The organism is Kitasatospora sp. NPDC032150 (assembly GCF_055579945.1).
The window spans coordinates 500,004-517,302 of record NZ_JBVIMH010000001.1; the positions used below are offsets into that span (position 1 = coordinate 500,004).

Annotated in this window: 18 protein-coding genes; 11 read left to right on the forward strand and 7 right to left on the reverse strand. The window is 73.0% G+C overall.

Annotation, left to right across the window (positions count from 1 at the left end; all coding sequences use genetic code 11):
* Positions 1 to 3: 3 nt before the first annotated feature.
* Entirely contained in the window at positions 4 to 141 is a 138-nt protein-coding gene (locus ACZ5ON_RS02180; protein WP_465583820.1) for a hypothetical protein, read from the reverse strand.
* Between the two features lie 93 nt (positions 142 to 234).
* Between ACZ5ON_RS02180 and ACZ5ON_RS02185 the strand changes: the two genes are divergently transcribed.
* Together ACZ5ON_RS02185 and ACZ5ON_RS02190 are read left to right on the forward strand one after the other, a co-directional pair.
* Positions 235 to 381, forward strand: a complete 147-nt coding sequence (locus ACZ5ON_RS02185; protein WP_465583823.1) for a hypothetical protein — start codon at positions 235 to 237, stop codon at positions 379 to 381.
* Positions 382 to 552: 171 nt separating this feature from the next.
* A complete protein-coding gene (locus ACZ5ON_RS02190; protein WP_465583826.1) occupies positions 553 to 999 on the forward strand; it encodes a DUF1508 domain-containing protein in 447 nt (148 codons plus the stop codon).
* 163 nt (positions 1,000 to 1,162) lie between these two features.
* Here ACZ5ON_RS02190 and ACZ5ON_RS02195 read toward each other — a convergent pair whose 3' ends face one another.
* Complete coding sequence (locus ACZ5ON_RS02195; RefSeq protein ID WP_465583829.1) at positions 1,163 to 1,558, reverse strand: DUF2087 domain-containing protein; 396 nt, start codon at positions 1,556 to 1,558, stop codon at positions 1,163 to 1,165.
* Positions 1,559 to 1,904: 346 nt separating this feature from the next.
* Here ACZ5ON_RS02195 and ACZ5ON_RS02200 point away from each other — a divergent pair, with 346 nt between their 5' ends.
* Positions 1,905 to 3,278: a hypothetical protein gene (locus tag ACZ5ON_RS02200; protein WP_465583832.1), complete on the forward strand. Its 1,374-nt coding sequence runs from the start codon at positions 1,905 to 1,907 to the stop codon at positions 3,276 to 3,278.
* Positions 3,279 to 3,515: 237 nt separating this feature from the next.
* Complete coding sequence (locus ACZ5ON_RS02205) at positions 3,516 to 4,187, forward strand: hypothetical protein (RefSeq protein ID WP_465583835.1); 672 nt, start codon at positions 3,516 to 3,518, stop codon at positions 4,185 to 4,187.
* An 88-nt stretch (positions 4,188 to 4,275) separates the two neighbouring features.
* On the opposite strand, the gene ACZ5ON_RS02210 is transcribed toward ACZ5ON_RS02205, so the two are convergent.
* Positions 4,276 to 5,400: a hypothetical protein gene (locus ACZ5ON_RS02210; RefSeq protein WP_465583838.1), complete on the reverse strand. Its 1,125-nt coding sequence runs from the start codon at positions 5,398 to 5,400 to the stop codon at positions 4,276 to 4,278.
* Positions 5,401 to 5,547: 147 nt separating this feature from the next.
* On the reverse strand, positions 5,548 to 6,444 hold the full coding sequence (locus ACZ5ON_RS02215; protein ID WP_465583842.1) for a phosphotransferase family protein: 897 nt from the start codon (positions 6,442 to 6,444) through the stop codon (positions 5,548 to 5,550).
* Positions 6,445 to 6,877: 433 nt separating this feature from the next.
* Between ACZ5ON_RS02215 and ACZ5ON_RS02220 the strand changes: the two genes are divergently transcribed.
* Entirely contained in the window at positions 6,878 to 7,204 is a 327-nt protein-coding gene (locus tag ACZ5ON_RS02220; RefSeq protein ID WP_465583845.1) for a hypothetical protein, read from the forward strand.
* 113 nt (positions 7,205 to 7,317) lie between these two features.
* On the forward strand, positions 7,318 to 8,106 hold the full coding sequence (locus tag ACZ5ON_RS02225; RefSeq protein ID WP_465583848.1) for an AfsR/SARP family transcriptional regulator: 789 nt from the start codon (positions 7,318 to 7,320) through the stop codon (positions 8,104 to 8,106).
* A gap of 225 nt (positions 8,107 to 8,331) precedes the next feature.
* Here the strand turns inward: ACZ5ON_RS02225 and ACZ5ON_RS02230 are convergent, their stop codons facing one another.
* Positions 8,332 to 8,748, reverse strand: coding sequence for a DUF3592 domain-containing protein (locus ACZ5ON_RS02230; RefSeq protein WP_465583852.1), 417 nt, complete (start codon positions 8,746 to 8,748; stop codon positions 8,332 to 8,334).
* Between the two features lie 416 nt (positions 8,749 to 9,164).
* Between ACZ5ON_RS02230 and ACZ5ON_RS02235 the strand changes: the two genes are divergently transcribed.
* From ACZ5ON_RS02235 to ACZ5ON_RS02250, 4 genes are all read left to right on the forward strand, one after another.
* Complete coding sequence (locus ACZ5ON_RS02235; protein WP_465583857.1) at positions 9,165 to 9,488, forward strand: SAV_915 family protein; 324 nt, start codon at positions 9,165 to 9,167, stop codon at positions 9,486 to 9,488.
* Complete coding sequence (locus ACZ5ON_RS02240; RefSeq protein ID WP_465583860.1) at positions 9,485 to 9,934, forward strand: Lrp/AsnC family transcriptional regulator; 450 nt, start codon at positions 9,485 to 9,487, stop codon at positions 9,932 to 9,934. The genes ACZ5ON_RS02235 and ACZ5ON_RS02240 overlap by 4 nt, the downstream gene beginning before the upstream one ends.
* Positions 9,935 to 10,089: 155 nt before the next feature.
* Positions 10,090 to 11,058 (forward strand): DUF4331 family protein, encoded by a 969-nt coding sequence (locus tag ACZ5ON_RS02245; RefSeq protein ID WP_465583863.1) that lies wholly within the window; start codon positions 10,090 to 10,092, stop codon positions 11,056 to 11,058.
* 234 nt (positions 11,059 to 11,292) lie between these two features.
* On the forward strand, positions 11,293 to 13,785 hold the full coding sequence (locus ACZ5ON_RS02250) for a DUF4118 domain-containing protein (protein ID WP_465583866.1): 2,493 nt from the start codon (positions 11,293 to 11,295) through the stop codon (positions 13,783 to 13,785).
* A 45-nt stretch (positions 13,786 to 13,830) separates the two neighbouring features.
* Here the strand turns inward: ACZ5ON_RS02250 and ACZ5ON_RS02255 are convergent, their stop codons facing one another.
* The gene (locus tag ACZ5ON_RS02255; protein ID WP_465583869.1) at positions 13,831 to 14,358 is read right to left on the reverse strand and encodes a universal stress protein; all 528 of its coding nucleotides are present in this window, start codon (positions 14,356 to 14,358) and stop codon (positions 13,831 to 13,833) included.
* Positions 14,359 to 14,744: 386 nt separating this feature from the next.
* Here ACZ5ON_RS02255 and kdpB point away from each other — a divergent pair, with 386 nt between their 5' ends.
* Positions 14,745 to 16,826, forward strand: coding sequence for a potassium-transporting ATPase subunit KdpB (gene kdpB, locus ACZ5ON_RS02260; RefSeq protein ID WP_465583983.1), 2,082 nt, complete (start codon positions 14,745 to 14,747; stop codon positions 16,824 to 16,826).
* A gap of 57 nt (positions 16,827 to 16,883) precedes the next feature.
* Here the strand turns inward: kdpB and ACZ5ON_RS02265 are convergent, their stop codons facing one another.
* Entirely contained in the window at positions 16,884 to 17,243 is a 360-nt protein-coding gene (locus tag ACZ5ON_RS02265) for an ArsR/SmtB family transcription factor (protein ID WP_465583872.1), read from the reverse strand.
* Positions 17,244 to 17,299: the final 56 nt, after the last annotated feature.

Below are 17,299 nucleotides of genomic sequence, written 5' to 3' on the forward strand. Positions count from 1 at the left end.
AGGTCAGGCTATCCGGGCCGGATCCCGGTGGCTGACGGGGGAGACCGGGGCGTCCCAGTCGATGCGGTGGTCGAACATCCAGGCCGCCTTCTCGGGCCTGACCAGCCTGGCGACCACGCGCATCAGCATGTTGTTGACCACGCGGCCGACGGGCCCGGCGGCCTTGTTGCTATTGCCGGACTGGAGGCCTCGCTCGCCGACGAGCCCGCGGACGGGCTGGGGCGGGTCAGCCTGTTGGAGATCGAGTACCTGCGCGCCGTGACCGAGGCGGAGGTCCGCTGGCTGCGCGCGGTGATCGAGGACTTCCACTCCGGCCGGCTGTCCTGGACGGCCGCCGACTTGCCTGCCGAGGATGCCCCGGAGCCGTCGGCCGGTAGCTGACCGCCTCGCTTCGCGGCGCCACGGGAGGTCTGGTCCAGTGGAGATTAACGAGGGAGAACTTCTGTGCCAATAGCCAGCTTTGACGGATGGTCCGGCTTCCCGTCCGCCAGTGTGCACACATAGCGTTGGACTCGGTGTCGATCATTCAGTGCGAGTCCCGCGGGGGCAGCGGTGGGTTCCGGACGTGCCGGAGGGCGTGGAACGGCCGGGGCCGGCCGGGAGGGGCTGCAGGCCGAACGGGTGCCGAGCGGCTGCTTCCGGTGGCAGCTGAAGGCCCCGAACGGGCGGGTGGTCGCGGTCTCCCCATCCGGGTACGAGTCCGCCCTCGCAGCCGAGCGCGCCTTCGCCGAACTGGCCGTCGCAGGGCCGGAGCTGGTGGCCAGGATCACCCACGTCCGGGAGGGTCTGGGCTGGATCTGGGTAGTCCCCGGCGCCGGGGGCGATCCGGTGGCACGCTCCAGCCGGGCGTACGAGCGGCACGCGACCTGCCAGAACGCCTTCCGCCGGTTCGTCGCGCTGCTGGCCAAGCCGGACCTCCCCGGGAGGAAGGGACTTCCCTCCGGGCCCGGTCTTCCCGCAGGGTCCGATCACTCAGCAGGGCCCGGACTGCCGCGATGACCGGCGGGCGCCGGACCCGGCTGCCGGCGCTCCGGGGCCGGACCGCACGGTCGGCCGGGCATTCGGCGCGCCCACCGGGCCGGTCGCTCGGTGCTCTACGCCCGCACCCTGGTCGCGGAATCCCTGCTCGCCGCAGTCCCGTAGCGCGCTGTCGCCCGGACGGCTACCGCAGCGGGGCGGTGGGGCGGTCGTCGCGGAGGCGGTAGACGCTGTTCTCGCGATCGAGGATGTGCTCCTCCACCAGGTCGCGGCGCAGGCCGGCGTGGTCGGCGTCGCCGCCCTCGCACCAGCGCCGCAGGATCTCGTTGACCTCGGGCTCGGCGTACTCGACGCCGTGCGTGAACGACTGTGCGGCGACGTGTTCCAGGACGACCAGTCGCTTGGCGCGCTTGACGGGGAGCCGGTTCAGGCGGCCGTCCCGGACGAAGGAGCGGAGTACGGCCCCCGCCTGCGGGGCGGCAGGGCTCGCCGGGGTGGTGGGGGCCTGCGGGACGGTCGGATGCGCCGGGGACCCGGAGCCCTGCTGGTCGGTGGGGCCCTGCGGGGTGCGGGAGGTCATGTCGGGCGTCCTCGTCTTCGACTGGTCGGGTGCGGAGGCGGTCGACTACCGGAGCGGTCGCCGAGCCGCCGTCATCCTGCCGTCGCCGATCGCGCCGGCGCACCCGAATAACGGGCCGCCCGCCCGAACGCCCGGGTGCGTGCCCGGCCACCGGTGCCCGCCCGCTTCCGACCCCGCCGCGCCGGGCGCACCGCCCCGGCCACGGCGATCCGGACCGCCGGGCATTCGGGTGCCGACACCGTCAGAGGACCGAGTGGCCGCGAAGTCTAATGCATCATCAGTATCCCTTGCGCTGGGACAAGTTGGTCAGAAGGGCGGAGGGGTGACGGGATGCATAATCCATCGCGTGATCGCTTCTCTTGATGACGTCGAGCGTCTGCTGCGCCCCGCCGGGTACCTGGGGCTCGCCGCGCGCCCGCTCTACCTGCTGCCCTTGTTGCGCACGGGCTGCCTCTCCGAGCTGTTGACCGTGGAGGGGGCGGACGTGGGCTGGGCCGAGCGGTTCGGGGCCCGGGTGCACTCGCTGGAGGAGCAGATCGCACGCCGGGGGGACACGCTCAGTGGGCGACATCTGGAGGAGCTGATGGACCTCCTGCCGGCCCTGATCGGAAACCGGTGGCGCGGAGAGGAGTTCGGGCTGACCGCCTATGGCACGTACCGCGAGCACTGGCGCCGGGCGATCGAGCGGACCGGCGCGACCTTGCTGGTGCCGCCCGCGCCCGGTGGCGGGGACCTGCTGACGGACAAGGTGCTGATGCGCGACTGGTTCGAGCACCTGGGCGTTCCGGCGCCGGCCAGTGTGGTGGTCGACGGCATCGACTACCAGCTGCTGAGCGGGAAGTTCGGGCCGGCCTTCGTCGTCCAGAAGCCGAAGGGTAGTTCGGGCGGCAACGGCACCTACCTGGTCACCGGCGAGCAGGAGGCCCGTGAACTGCCGCAGCGAAGCCGCTGGTTGGTGAGCGAGTACGCGGGCGACACCACCTTCAGCTTCAGCGGCTTCGTGCCCCGGGAGGGGTTCCCCGAGGTGCTGCGGCCCGCGCTCCAGATCACCGGCGTGGAGGGGCTGGGCTCGGGCTTCGGCGGGTACGTCGGCACCGACTTCCAGGCGCCCGCCCTGCTGCCGACCGATGCGCTGGCGACCGGGCGCGACGCGATGGAGCGGATCGGCCGCGGCCTGGCCGAGCTCGGCTACCGGGGCATCTACGGCGGCGACTTCGCGCTGCGTGCGGACGGCTCGGTGGCCACCCTGGAGATCAACTGCCGGGTGCTGGGCTCCACCTGGCTGCTCGGTGAGCTGGAGTTCGGCGCCGGTCTGCTGCCCACCATGGTTCGGCACTTCGCCGAGCGGCACGGCCATGACACCATCGGGAAGCCGGACCTCGATCCCGTCGACGCGGTGCAGTTGACGATCCGTCACACGGATTCGGCGGCAGTGCTGCTGGAGGCGCCGGTCGGCGGTGTGTACGCCCTGGAGGGCGACCGGCTGGTCTTCCGGCGGCCGGGAGCCGGGCTGCTGGAGTGCGGGCCGGCGCACGCCCAGGAGTGCGTGCTGGTCAACCTGCCCCGCGCCGGAACGCTGCTGAACCCCGGCGGCATCCTCGGCCGGCTGGTCACCCGCCGCCCGCTGACCGTCGCCGACGGCCGCTCGCTCAATCCGCACGGTCAGGTCCTCGTCAACGCCATGCGCCGTCTGTACTCTTTCGTGGACCCGGCGAGTTGACACGGGCGCCCGGCGGGACGAGTGGATCATCGGGTCGCCGACGCGGCCGGCCGGTGGCTCCCCTGGTCAGGGTGCGGCCGCGGATCACCCTGCCGCGTGCGAGCGCCTGATGGAATCGACGGCATCGCTGATTCCGGCATCCAGGTTTGGGGGTGGCGCTCCGGTGGGAGGTGTTTCATGATCGCTTCGGCCGGGAGAGCGACGATCATGGAAAGGGGTGGGCCGACGATGGCTTCCATGGGGACGATCATGAGTACACCGGGTGGAGACCTGTTCGGGGCGCCGCTGTCGGAGTCCGATCTCGCCGGAGGCGCCGACCGGTTCGAGGGAGACGCGCACGCCAGGCTGCGGCAGTCGATGCGGGCCGTCGAGCGGGCCTTCGGAGAGCTGGACGCCTGTGACGCCGTGCTCGACCGGGCCACCGCCCGGGGTCGGGAACTCGCCGCGGAGCTGGGAAGGTTGGTCGCTGCGGAGAGCGAGCAGGACGTCCCGTCCCTGCTGGACGCGCTGAAGGAGCTCGCCGACGAGGTCCAGCGCTCGGAGGAGAGCCGCCGGGTGGTCGGTCGGATCCTCGGTCAGGCCGAGCCCTCGGCGCGGCCGGGCGTGCCCGTTCCACACCTCCCGGAGGAGCAACTGCCGCCCGTCCCGTCGGTGTACGACGAGCAGCCGGCCCGCTCGGACGGGCCGAAGGGCGTGTCCGGGCTGCCGGCCGAGTTCGAGCCGCGCCTCAGGGCCGCGCATGCCGAGCGGATCCGGCAGACGGCCGACCACCTGGTGGGGACGGTGCGGCGGCTGGTCGGGCCGGAGTTCATCGACACCGGTTTCGTCCACGACTCGCTGGTGGAGGCCGATCTGACCTTCGAGCTGTGGCGGCGCTGCCTCGCGGACCGCCGCCTCGACCTGGACTGAACGGCCGCAGCACTCCGACCGGCCACGGCAACCCCGGTCGAGCGCAGGCTGCGCGCGCGGGCGCCGGTGGCGGCAGGCGACGGTGGGCTCAGATCAGCCGGTCGCGGTGGCGAGTCGCCCTGGCCCGGACCAGGTGGGCGAACTCCGTCCGGCTCAGGGCCTCCTCGCCCGTCGGCCCCTCCTCGTCGTCCGGGGCGTTCTCGACGTGCTCGGCGTACAACAGCCAGCAGCCGTGGACGGCGGAGACCAGGTCCTCCAGGAGGTCGCGGGCCGGGCGGCGGGGGTCGAGCGGGGTGAGGCGGACCCGGGAGAGCTCGGCGCGGAGTTTGGGGTCGTCGGCACCGTACTTGGCGATCAGCTCCTCGACCGGTGCGATCTGCGCGCGGAAGGCGACCAGGTCGGGCAGGACGCCGTCGGCCACCTGGAGGGCTTCGCCGACCAGGGCGGTGACCGCGTCGTACGGGGTCACCCCGGTCTCCAGCAACTGCAGGACGTGGGTGGGGCTTTCGTGCGGGAGGGCCTCGATGTCGTCGGCGAAGCGGATCACCGCGGCGGTCGGGTGCCCGGACCGCTCGGCGGCGATCTCGGCGGCGGCGTGCAGCCAGTGCGCCGCCGCGACGGCCGCGGAGGTCGGGTCCACTGCGGTGAACAGCGCCTCTTGACCGAACGGGTCCTGGCTGAAGAGCTGATCTGCGGCGGCCACCTGGACCGGTGACGCGTCCTCCAGGCTGAGCAGTACGGCCTGCCCGGCCCGCCCGGTGAGGCCGCCGAGCTCGGCGCTCTCCACGGCGGCGAGCTCGACCCCGACCTCGGCGCTCACGGCCGCGGTCAACTCCCGGTCGGCCAGGACGTGCAGGGCCCGGCCGACCTCGTGTGCGGACTCCAGCAGCGGGCTGTACTCCAGGATGATCCCCTCCTCGTCCGGGAGGTTGGGGCGGGTGATCGCGCGCAGCGCCTCGCCGAAGGCCCCGCGCTCCTGTTCGCGCCGCCACTCCTCGCCGATGGGTTCGAGCGGGTCGAGGGCCGCGGCCGGGTGGGTGTAGGTCTGCCAGGCGGCGGTGGACAGCCGGGCGAGCGCCGCCGTCAGCCGGCTCAGCCGCGCGGGCTCGGACACGTCGGGCACGGTGGCGACGAGGGTGGCGAGTTCACCCTCGCCGGTCTCCCAGGTGGCGATGAGTTCATGGCGCGCCGGGTCGATGGCGTAGCGGGTCATGCGGACTCCTCTCCCAGTCGCCTCCGTGATACCACCTGTCGTCGGCGCTTCGGGGGCCGATCGCGACTTCACCGGCCGGAGGCCGAAAAGGAGTCCCAACCCAGGTCTGCGGTAGGGCTGTTGTGCGATTCTCGTACGACTCTTCGATCAGCCGAGCGGGGTCCAGTGCCAGGGGCGGGCGCCGTGCCGGCCCTGGAGGCAGGCGAGCCGGTAGTGCGCCTGCTCGCGGTGGCGGTGCGGGGCGTCGGCGGCGTGCTGGAGGGCGTAGCAGACGGCGCGGAGTTCGCGGATGGAACGGAGCAGCGGGTATCCGGGCCACGTCGTGACGTCACTGCCGTAGGCCGCGCAGAAGGCGGCGTACTCGCCGTCGGAGTGGAGGCCGAAGGTGCGGTGGTCCACCGCGGTCGAGACCAGGTCCCACTCGGGCGGGCCCAGGGCGGTGCGTTCGAAATCGAGCAGGTAGGCGGCGTCGGAGGTGACGGCGACGTTGCCGCCCCAGGCGTCCCCGTGGATCACCGTCGCCGGCCGGCCCGCCGGCAGCTCGGCGGCCCAGGCGGCGGTCAGGTCGGCGAGCCGCCGTCGTAGCCAACTCCGTTGGGATTCGGCCAGGGTGGTGGCGCCCTCGATGCGCTCGGCGAGGCGGACGAAGGGGTCGAGCCGGCCGAGCCGGAGGCCCGCGGGAGGCGCGGGCAGGCCGTGCAGGCGGCGCAGCAGCGGCGCCAACTCGGCAGCGCTAGCGCTCCGGTGGGGCGGCAGTTCGTGCCAGAAGGTGACCGGGCGCAGGTCCACCTCGACCGGGCCGGGGCAGTCGTCGAGCGGCCGTACGGCGGGGAGGCCGCAGGAGTGCAGCCAGTGGGCGACGGCGATCTCCCGTACCGCGGCGGACCATTGGCCGGGTCTGGAGATCCTGGCGACGACTCCGTGCGCGAGGCGCCAGGTCTCGTTCTCACCGAGCCGGACCGGTACGGCACCAGCGGCGTGGGCGGCGGACAGTCCGGCGGCGGCGCAAGCCCGGGGCAGCAACGCGCGGGATGCGGTGGTCACGCCGTCCAGGGTATCGGCCGTATCCCGCGCTCAGGCGGCGCCACCCGCCGCCCGTACCTCGCCGAAGGGGTGCGGGTCAGGCTGACCCCTGCCGCCGAGGGCGCCCTGGGCAGCAGGCCGTCCGCCGACCGGCGGGGCTGGCTGGCCTCGCGGCTGTTCGCCGCCGAGCGGGCCGAGGCGCCCCCGGGGCCCTATGGTCCGCCGGATGGTCCGTCCTGCCGGGGAGTTGGGCCCCGCCGCCGGCCGCCGCGACCAGGCCGACCACGGTGCGGCTGGCGGTGGTCCTTCCGGTCAGCGACGACCGCGAGGCCTGGGAGGTCATCTGGGCGGCCCGGCGGGAGCGGGGCGCACCGCCACCGCAACGCTACTGGCAGGGCCGGCTCGGGATGCGCCCCGGGACGTCTTCATCTCCCAAGTCCTCCAGTTCCAGGCCATGTTGGCGGAGCGTACACTGGCGCGTCCGCTGCCCGTCTCGATCCAGGCCGTGCTGGCCGAGCGGCTGGCCCGGCTGGACGATTCCTATCTGCGGCGGCACACCAAGACCGAGCTGGGAGAGGAGATCGCCCGGATGGTCGAGCAGTTGGGCGCCGGTCTGCTCGGTGGCGCACCGGCCGGGCGTGGACATCCTGGTCCCGACCGACTCGTGCGGGGAGCAGCAGGGGAGTTGGGTGGCCTTCGTGCGGCGCGCGGTCCGGTACTGCGGCGGGGAGGGCGCTGCGGCGGGGAGGGCGCGGTCGCGGCCGAGTCCGCTGTGAACTGAGGTGCGCAGCGGCACCGGAGGTCATCCGGTCACCCTGGGTTGCCACAGGTGACGTTGGGGTGACGAAGTGCGCATACCATCTGCAGGTCGGGCTTCGAGCGGGAGGGCCGTCCGTGCATGCACAGTTCCCGGAGTCGCCGGTACTGATCCCCGGACAGGGGCAGGCGCCGACTCTGCATCTCTTCGGTGGGCCGCGGGTGGTCCAGGCAGGGCGACGGCTGGAGGTTCCCGAGGGGAGTAAACGGCTGCTCGCCTTCGTCGCCCTGAACGGCGGCCGGGTCGAACGGCGGTATGCCGCAGGGGTGCTGTGGCCGCACGGCGATGACCTGCGGGCCGCGGGCAATCTGCGCTCCGCGCTGTGGCGGCTGAGAGCCGCCGGCATCGACATCCTGGACTCCGACAAGTACGCGCTCAAGGTGCGCGAACACACCGTGGTCGACCTCTACGTCCTCTGCGACTGGGCGGGCCGGTTGATCGACGGCACGGCCACCACCGGGGACCTCTGCGCGCTCAAGTGGCGGGCGGACGCACTCGATCTGCTGCCCGGCTGGTACGACGACTGGGTGCTGATCGAGCGCGAGAGGATCAGACAGCGGCTGCTGCACGCGCTGGAGGCGCAGAGCCGCCATCTGGTCCGGGTCGGGCGCTTCGCGGAGGCGGTGGAGTCCGCGATGGTGGCGGTCGGTGTGGAGCCGCTGCGCGAGAGTGCCCAGCGCTCGCTGATCGAGGCGCACCTCGCCGAGGGCAACCTGGTGGAGGCGCTGCGCAGTTACGACGCCTACCGCAGCCTCACCCGGCGCGAGCTCGGGGTCGAGCCCGGTGGCGAGCTGGCGGCACTGCTGCGGATGTACTGCGAGTCAGGCCATCGCCGGCTGCGGACGGAGGGGGCGGGCCGCTCCTGAGCCGGCGCCCGTGGAGCTCCCGTACGCCGGCGCGCCGGGCCCGCCGAGTCCGTCTACCTGCTGGTCCGGCGTTCAAGTCCCGTGCGGCAGCGCCGGGTTCCGTGTCGCTATGGGGTTCCGTGCGGCGTCAGGCTCCGTACGGCGGCGCCACTTCCGGATGGCGTCAGTTCCGGCCGGCGACGCCGGGTCCGGTTCCCCGGTTGTGCCGAGTTCGCCGGGCTCGCGTCACGTCCCGTACAGCAGCAGGCTCAGCGCGGCGAGGACGACGGTGGCGCCGGAGGTGAGGAAGACGTACTCCAGCCAGCGGCGCTCGCGCCCGTCCACCAGTACCTGGGCAGGGTCGGCGGGGTCGTAGGTGATCCACACCTGGCTGCCGTCGGCCAGGCGGCGGGAGCGGCTGGACGGCACGGGGGAGAACACTTCCACCACCTCGCCGTCGGCGGTGGTGAACTGCAGCAGCGGGCGTGGGCTGCCCAGCAGGTCCTCGGCGCTCAGCGCCCGGTATCTGACCAGCGCCCGGGCGGGTAGCCCCACCCGCCGCAGCCGCCGGGTCTCCTGTAGCCCGGCCCGCCCCGCGAGCAGGGCCAGCAGGCCGCCGAGCGCCGCGAACAGCGTCGGACCAATCCAGACCGTGCCGCCCATCGTCCCGTCCCCCGCTCCAGTGAACTTCCGGTGAACTCTGCCGACTTCCCGGGCGGTGGAATCCCGGTCCTGATGTGACCTTCCCCTCGCCGAGCCGGGGGTCTCATCGGTTTCCGCTAATTTCCGCGGGCCGCGGAAGCGGTGCCACCCCCTCCAGTCTGCGCCCGTTGCCGCCGGTCCGCCCCTCTGTCCTGCGGATATTCCGGACCGCCCGGTCCGGGGTCGGTCCGGGGTCGGCCCGGGGGTGGCCGGGACGCGTCAAGACGGCGTCAGGAGAGTGGCGTTCATGGTCAACACGCCGTCAGGAGGTCTTGCGATACCGTGGATCCGGCCTAGCGTCGATGGTGCCCTTCTCCGGGTCGAGGACGATCCGCAGAGCAATCCGCAGAGCTTTCCTTCGCAGCAGGAGGCCCGCTGTGACCAGCACCGAAACCGCTCCGGAAGAGCCTGACGAACATACCGCCAGGTACGTCCCGGTCCGGAGCGTCGGAACCGCGAGCGTGCTCCGGTTCTTCCGCCGACGGGACGGCAGCCGCTGTGTCCTGGCCTTCGGTTCGGCTACGGATGCACGCGAACTTCTCGGCCCTGAGCAGGAGTTGATTGATCTGGCGATCCCCGCGCTGCGGGAGATGATCGCCCCTCTGGGTGTCCGGCACATCGTCCTGGATCCCAAACTGATCGCCCCCGCCGTCACCGACACCCCGCAGCGCCAGTTCACCGCGCTGGAGCCCCAGCGGTGAGCGCACTGCCGGTGCCCGCCGCGCGGCTGGACGAGCTGGATGTCGCCTTACTGCGTGCGCTGCGCGCCGACGGACGCGCCCCGGCGGGCATGCTCGCCGAGCGGCTGTGCGTGACCGAGGCCGCCGTGAACGCCCGGCTGCGGCGGCTGGCCGCCGACGGGGTCCTCACCGGGGTGCGCGCCGAGGTGGACCCCTCCGCCCTGGGGCGGCCGCTGTTGGCGGTGGTCCGGGTCCGCTACGGTCCGAACCCAATGGAGTTCACCCGTTTGGCGGAACATTTCCCGGCCGTCCAGTCCGGGCTCGCCCTCGCCGGCGAGGCCGACCTCGAACTGCACCTCGCCTGCGTCGACCGGCGGGAGCTCCGCGCGGTGGTGCACGGGCTGCGTCAGGCCGGAGCCGCTCACGTCCACGCGGAACTCGTCCTCCGCCGCCTCACCGCCCACTGAACCGGCCGGGTGCCGGCCCTGCGGGGCGGCGGCGGGAACCCCCCGCGGGGTGCGGGAGACCGCGCCCCGCAGGAGCTGCCGCCCCGCCCCCGAGTGAGGTCCGCCGGGGCCCGCGAGGTGATGCGCCGCCCTGCCGCCCGGCAGATGCTGAGGGCATGTCCCACCACCTCAGCGGGCCCGGCGGCCGCTCTCCCCGTGGCGACCCGAGACTCGACCTCACCGACGTGTACGCGTTCGCGGTGCACGGCGGCCGCACCGTGCTGATCATGAACGTCCATCCGGACGCCCCGGCCAAGGGCGCCGCCTTCCACCCGGGCGCGGTCTACCGTCTCAACATCGACACCGACGGCGACCACCGCGCCGACGTGGCCTACAGCTTCGTCTTCTCCGACCCCGCGGACGGCCCGCAGACCGCCGCCGTGCACCGGGCGACCGGCGAGCAGGCCCGGGCGCACCAGGTCGCTGGGAAGCAGCTGCTCACCGGTGTCCCGGTCGGTCTGGACATCGAGCCCGCCGTGGTCGTGGACCACACCTTCAAGTTCTTCGCCGGGCTGCGCAGCGACCCGTTCTTCGTCGACCTGGACGGCATCGTCAGGGGCTTCCGGTGGACCGGCGTGGACTGGAGCGGCGACAAGAACGTCCTGGGCATCGTGCTGGAGCTGGCCGACGAGGACCTGGGCACCGTGGGGCCGTTCGGCGTCTGGGCCAGGGTGAGCCTGCACGAGAACGGGCGGCTGACCCCGGTCGACCGGGGCGCCCACCCGTCCCTGATCGCGTACTTCGCCGAGGACGACGACGCCAGGGACGCCTACAACGCCGGGGAGCCGGCCGATGACCTGGCGACCCATCTGGCGCCGTTCACCGCCGTGCTGCAGCACACCGGCGGCTACGAGCGGGCCGCCGCCGAGCAGGCCCTGCGCACCGTCCTGCCGGACATCCTGCGCTACGACCGCAGCAGGCCCGCGGCCTACCCGAACGGCCGGACCCTCACCGACGACGTGACCTCCGCCCGGCTCGCCATGGTCACCGGCGGCAGGATCACCACCGACCACATCCCCGCCCACACCGACCTGCTGCACGACTTCCCCTACCTCGGCAACCCCCACCACGCCAGGCACCCGTAGCACTCCGGGCGCCTCCCCGGTTTAGACCGACCGGCAGCGGGGGTCCCCCCGGCCGGAGGCTGGGGGCGAGGGGCCCTCGGACGCACATCCCTCGTCGCGCGCAGCGCCGCTGCGCTCTCTTCCCCCACCCGGCCGAAGGCTGGGGGATGTGCCCCCTCCTTCTTCCGCGCTCCCTTATTGCCGGTCGGTCTTATCGTGGGACCGGACGTATACGCGAGCGAGGAACGATCCCCCGTGGCCGCTGGTGGCGGAACCCTGAGCGTCTACCTCGGCGCGGCGCCGGGAGTCGGCAAGACGTACGCCATGCTGGCCGAGGGCCGGCGGCTGCGTGCGGGCGGCCTGGACGTGGTGGTGGCGCTGGCCGAGACGTACGGGCGGCACGGCACCGAGGAGCAACTCGGCGACCTCCCGGTGGTGCCGCGCCGCACCGTGCACTACCGGGGCATGGCGCTCACCGAGATGGACCTGGACGCGGTGCTCGCCCGCCACCCGGCCCTGGCACTGGTGGACGAGCTCGCCCACACCAACGCCCCCGGCAGCCGCAACACCAAGCGCTGGCAGGACGTCTGGGAGCTGCTGCGGGCGGGCGTCGACGTGGCCACCACCCTCAACATCCAGCATCTGGAGAGCCTGAGCGACGTGGTCGAGCAGATCACCGGGATCGTGCAGCGCGAGCAGATCCCCGACGCCGTGGTGCGCGCCGCCGACCGGATCGAACTGGTCGACCTCAGTCCGGAGGCGCTGCGCACCCGGATGGCACAGGGCGAGATCTACCCGAGCGACCGGATCGACGTCGCCCTGGACAACTACTTCCGCGCCGGGAACCTGGGCGCGCTGCGCGAGCTCGCGCTGCTCTGGCTGGCCGACCGGGTGGAGGAGGAACTCGCCGACTACCGTGCCAGGCACGGAATCCGGGCACCCTGGGAGACCAAGGAGCGGATCCTGGTCGCGCTCAACGGCGCCCCGCAGGGCGAGCACCTGGTCCGGCGCGGTGCCAGGACGGCGGCCCGGGTGCACGGCGACCTGATCGGCGTTCACGTCCGCACGGACGACGGCGCCATCCAGCACGAACCGCCGGGCCTGGCCGCGCAGCGCGCCCTGCTGCGCGAGCTGCACGGCAGCTACGTGGAGATCGGCGGCACCGACGTCGCCAGGACCCTGGTGGACTTCGCCCGGGCGGAGAGCGCCACCCAGATCCTGCTCGGCCCGACCGGTCGGTCCCGGCTGCGGGAGCTGCTGACCGGCTCGGTGATCAACCGGGTGATCCGGCTGGCCGGTCCGATCGACATCCGGGTACTGCCACCGCCGTCCCCCGAGCAGACGGCGCTGCCGAGGGCCCCGCGCCCCCGCCGGCCCGCCCACGTACCGGCCCGGCGGTGGTGGACGGCCTGGCTGCTCGGGCCGCTCGGGGCACTCGCGGTGGCCGCCGTGCTGTCACCGCTGCGCGAATCGCTGGGCCTGTCCGGGGTCCTGCTGGGCCTGCTGCTGCTGGTCGCCGGGGTGGCCGGGCTCGGCGGACTGGCACCGGCCGCCGGGACGACTCTGACCTCGGTCCTCGCCGCGGACTACTTCTTCACCGCGCCCCGGCACAGCCTGGCGGTCAGCCAGGGCGCCGACCTCGCCCCGCTCGGGGTGTTCCTGTGCGTCGCGGGGATCATCAGCCATCTGATCGACGGGCTGACCCGCCGCTCCCAGGAGGCGGCCCGGGCGCGGGCCGAGGCCCAGGCCCTGATCAGGCTGGCGGGGGAGACGGTCCGGGGCGAGGGCCGCACGCTGCGCCGCCTGCTGTCCGAACTGCGCCGGGCGTTCCGGCTGGAGGCGGCGGGCATCCTGGCGCCGACCGGCGCGGGCTGGCGCCCGGTGGCCTCCTCCGGCGGTCCGCTGCCCGCCCGCCCGGAGGACGCCCCGTTCGCTGCCGAACTCGGCCAGGGCACCGTGCTGGTGCTGGCCGGCGGGCCGATCGACGAGGAGAACACCCGGCTGCTGGGCCCGTTCGTCACCCAGTTGCGGCTGGCCGAGGAGCACGAGCGGCTCACCCGGGAGGCGGCCGCCGCCCAGTCGCTGGCCCGTACCGACGCGCTGCACACCACCCTGCTGGAAGCCCTCGCCCATGACCTGCGCGGACCGCTGGCCGCCATCCGGGCGGCCGCGGCCCGGCTCGATGTCGCGCCGGAGGCCGAGACCATCGCCGCCGAGACCGAGCGGCTGAACCACTCCGTCGCCAACCTGCTGGACCTCAGCCGGCTGCGGGCCGGCCGGGTCCCGGTCGCACTGCGCCCGACGTCGCTCGGCGAGGTCCTGCACGCGGCCGTGGCCAGCCTGCCGGGTACGGGGTCGGAGCTGGCGCTCGGTCCCACCACCGGACTGCCGCCGGTCGAGGCCGATCCGGGACTGCTGGAGCGCGCCCTCGCCAACGTCCTGGCCAATGCGCGGGCCTGGTCGCCACCGGGCGCCGCGGTCCGGGTCGACACCGGGACCGTGGCGGACCGGGTGCACCTGCGCGTCATCGACCGGGGGCCGGGCATCGCCCCCGAGGAGCGCGAGCGGATCTTCCAGCCCCTGCGCGGGCGCCGGACCGGGCCGGGCGGAGTGCGGGAGACCGGTACCGGGTTCGGACTCGCGGTGGCCAAGGGTTTCGTCGAGGCCATGCACGGCGAACTCTCCGTCGAGGGGACCCCGGGCGGCGGCGCGACCTTCGTGTTCAGCCTCCGCCGGTCCGACCGCTGAGCCGACTGCCGGTCCGACCTCAGGTTGGTCCGCCGGTCCGGCCGGTCAGCTCGCGGTCGTGCCCGCCGGACGGGCCCAGGCCGCCGCCCGGCCCGACAGGCGGGGCATCGGCGCCCCGCTGCGCACGGTGAACTCCAGGCTCTCCAGCAGCTCGGACGGCGAGACCACCAGGACCTCGCAGCCGGCGTGCGAGCGGCAGTAGCGGGTCACCGAGCCGTGGATCACGTGCTGCAGGCGGCTGCGCCGGCCCGCGCCGAGCACCAGCAGGTCGGTGGGCCGGTCGGCGGCCGCGACCAGGGCCGGGCCCGGATCGGCGCGCACCACCACCGGGCGGATCACCATGTCGCTCGGGTAGCCGCCGAAGGCCTGCTCGAAGACGGTGTCCATCATCCGGTGTGCGGAGTGCTCCAACTCCGGGAGCGGGCGCAGCCGTTCGGTGTTGGCATGGCTCCGGGCCGCGACCGGGACCAGCACCGCGCTGCGCCGCGCGGCCTCCTCCACGGCCCGGTGCACCGCCGCCAGACTGCTCAACGAGCCGTTGACCCCAACGACCACCCGGACACTCTCGATCATCGCCATCCGCTCCCATCGGGATCCTGGGCCAGTGCCGGCATTCCACCTCCATTCGACCTCGAACGGCCCGCCCGGCAGCGCGGTTTGACGCGGACCGTACGCCGTGACCGGCGACCTTGACGCGATTTTGACGCAGTGCGCCCGACGGGCGGGCCGAGGGCGTCAAAGCGGTGTCAATGTTTTCTGACGTGCCATCAGGAACGCGTCAGAACCAGGGAGGACGCCCCGGCCCGCGCGGTTGGCTGCGGCTTGGCCCGTACCCGTACCGATCCGCCGCCCGCCTCGCACTTCCCCGCCGCGGGCCCGTCCGAGAAGGTCGCCCGATGCTCCAGCAGGCTCCCGAGAGGGACGTCAACGTCCGTACCGTCACGCCTCGTGCGTCCGCGATGCCCGCCGGGAGGCGACATCGGGCGGCAAGCGGGCTCTTCGATCCGAAGCAGCTGGTCACCTCCTTCCCGGAAGCGCTGCGCAAGCTGCACCCCCGGCTGATGCTGCGCAACCCGGTGATGTTCGTGGTCGAGGTCGGCTCGGCGCTCACCACCCTCTCGGCCGTGGTCTCGCCGAGCGTGTTCACCTGGTTGATCAGTGTCTGGCTCTGGCTCACGGTGGTGTTCGCCAACCTGGCCGAGGCGGTCGCCGAGGGGCGCGGCAAGGCGCAGGCGGAGTCGCTGCGCAAGGCGCGGACAGGGACGGTCGCCCGGCGGCTGCTCAGGTGGCGGGTGGGCCTGGACCACTGCGCGGAGGAGCGGGTACCGGCCGAGGCCCTGCGGCAGTACGACTTCGTGGTGGTCGAGGCGGGGGAGACCGTTCCCGGCGACGGCGACGTGGTCGAGGGCATCGCGGCCGTGGACGAGTCCGCGATCACCGGTGAGTCCGCGCCGGTGATCCGCGAGTCCGGCGGTGACCGCAGCGCGGTGACCGGCGGCACCAGGGTGCTCTCCGACCGGATCGTGGTGCGGATCACCTCCAAGCCCGGGCTGACCTTCATCGACCGGATGATCGCCCTGGTCGAGGGCGCCGAACGGAAGAAGACCCCGAACGAGATCGCGCTCAACCTGCTGCTCGCGACCCTGACCGTGGTCTTCATCCTGTGCATCGTCAACCTCCAGCCGCTGGCGATCTACGCGGGCGCCGAGCAGAGCCTGACCGTCCTGGTCGCCCTGCTGGTGGCGCTGATCCCGACCACCATCGGCGCGCTGCTCTCCGCGATCGGCATCGCCGGCATGGACCGGCTGGTGCAGCGCAACGTGCTGGCGATGTCCGGCCGGGCGGTGGAGGCGGCCGGCGACGTGGACGTCCTGCTGCTGGACAAGACCGGCACCATCACCTTCGGCAACCGGCAGGCCACCCGCTTCGTCCCGCTCCCGGGCGTGGACGGCGCCCAGCTCGCCGAGGCCGCCCAGCTCTCCTCGCTCGCCGACGAGACCCCCGAGGGCCGCTCGATCGTCTCCCTCGCCAAGCGCCACGGGCTGCGCGAACGGGCCGAGGGCGAGCTCGGGCGGATGGAGTTCGTCCCGTTCAGTGCGCAGACCAGGATGAGCGGGGTCGACCTGAGTTGGCCCGACGGCAGTCCGACCGTCCGGGTGCGCAAGGGTGCGTCCGCCGCCGTCTCCGCCTGGGTGTACGAGCTGGGGGGACAGGTCCCGCCGCAGGCGCAGCAGGCGGTCGAGATCATCTCCTTGGGCGGCGGCACCCCGTTGCTGGTCGCCGTCCACGACCGGCACGGCGCCCGGGTGCTGGGCGTGGTCCAGCTCAAGGACGTGGTCAAGGACGGCATCCGGGAGCGCTTCCTGCAGCTGCGCCGGATGGGCATCCGCACCGTGATGGTCACCGGCGACAACCCGCTGACCGCCAGGGCCATCGCGGACGAGGCCGGGGTGGACGACTTCCTGGCCGAGGCCACCCCCGAGGACAAGATGGCCCTGATCAAGAAGGAGCAGGAGGGTGGCAAGCTGGTCGCGATGACCGGGGACGGCACCAATGACGCCCCGGCGCTGGCACAGGCCGACGTCGGAGTGGCGATGAACACCGGCACCATGGCGGCCAAGGAGGCCGGCAACATGGTCGACCTGGACTCCAATCCGACCAAGCTGATCGAGATCGTGGAGATCGGCAAGCAGCTGCTGATCACCCGCGGTGCGCTCACCACCTTCTCGATCGCCAACGACGTCGCCAAGTACTTCGCGATCATCCCGGCGATGTTCGCCAGCACGCACCCGGGGCTGCACCACCTCAACATCATGGCCCTGCACAGCCCGACCTCGGCGATCACCTCGGCGATCATCTTCAACGCACTGATCATCGTGTCGCTGATCCCACTCGCCCTGCGCGGCGTTCGCTACCGCCCCTCCTCGGCCTCCGATCTGCTCGCCCGCAACCTGAGGGTGTTCGGGCTCGGTGGTCTGGTGCTGCCGTTCGTCGGGATCAAGCTGATCGACCTGGTGGTGCAGTTCATTCCCGACCTTTGAGTCAACCCGCCTGCAGTGCCGGGGAGTTGGCCGCTCCCCGGCGCCTGGCGTCGCCGTTCATCCGGGGAGCGGGGTCCATTCGGCGACCAGGGTGAGCAGGCCGGGGAAGCGCGCGTCCAGGTCCGCCACCCGGACATGGCTGCGGCGCTCGAGTCCGTACTGCCGCTGGCGGATCAGCCCGGCCTCGCGCAGGGCGCGGAAGTGGTGCGTCAGCGAGGACTTCGGCCGGTCGAGGTCGAACCAGCCGCAGGGGTGGTCGAACTCCTCGGATTCGAGCAGCAGTTTGCGGATGATCCCCATCCGGAGCGGATCGGCCAGCGCACCCATCACCACTTCGAGGCGGAGTTCCTCGCGGCTCGGCTCGGGGAGGGCTTCGGGCAGGCCGGCGGGGGCCTCGATGGTCTTGCGGGCGGCCATGGCGGCGGCTCCTCTCGAATTCTCCAGTACGACTCCAATCGTACAGCGTGCTATGT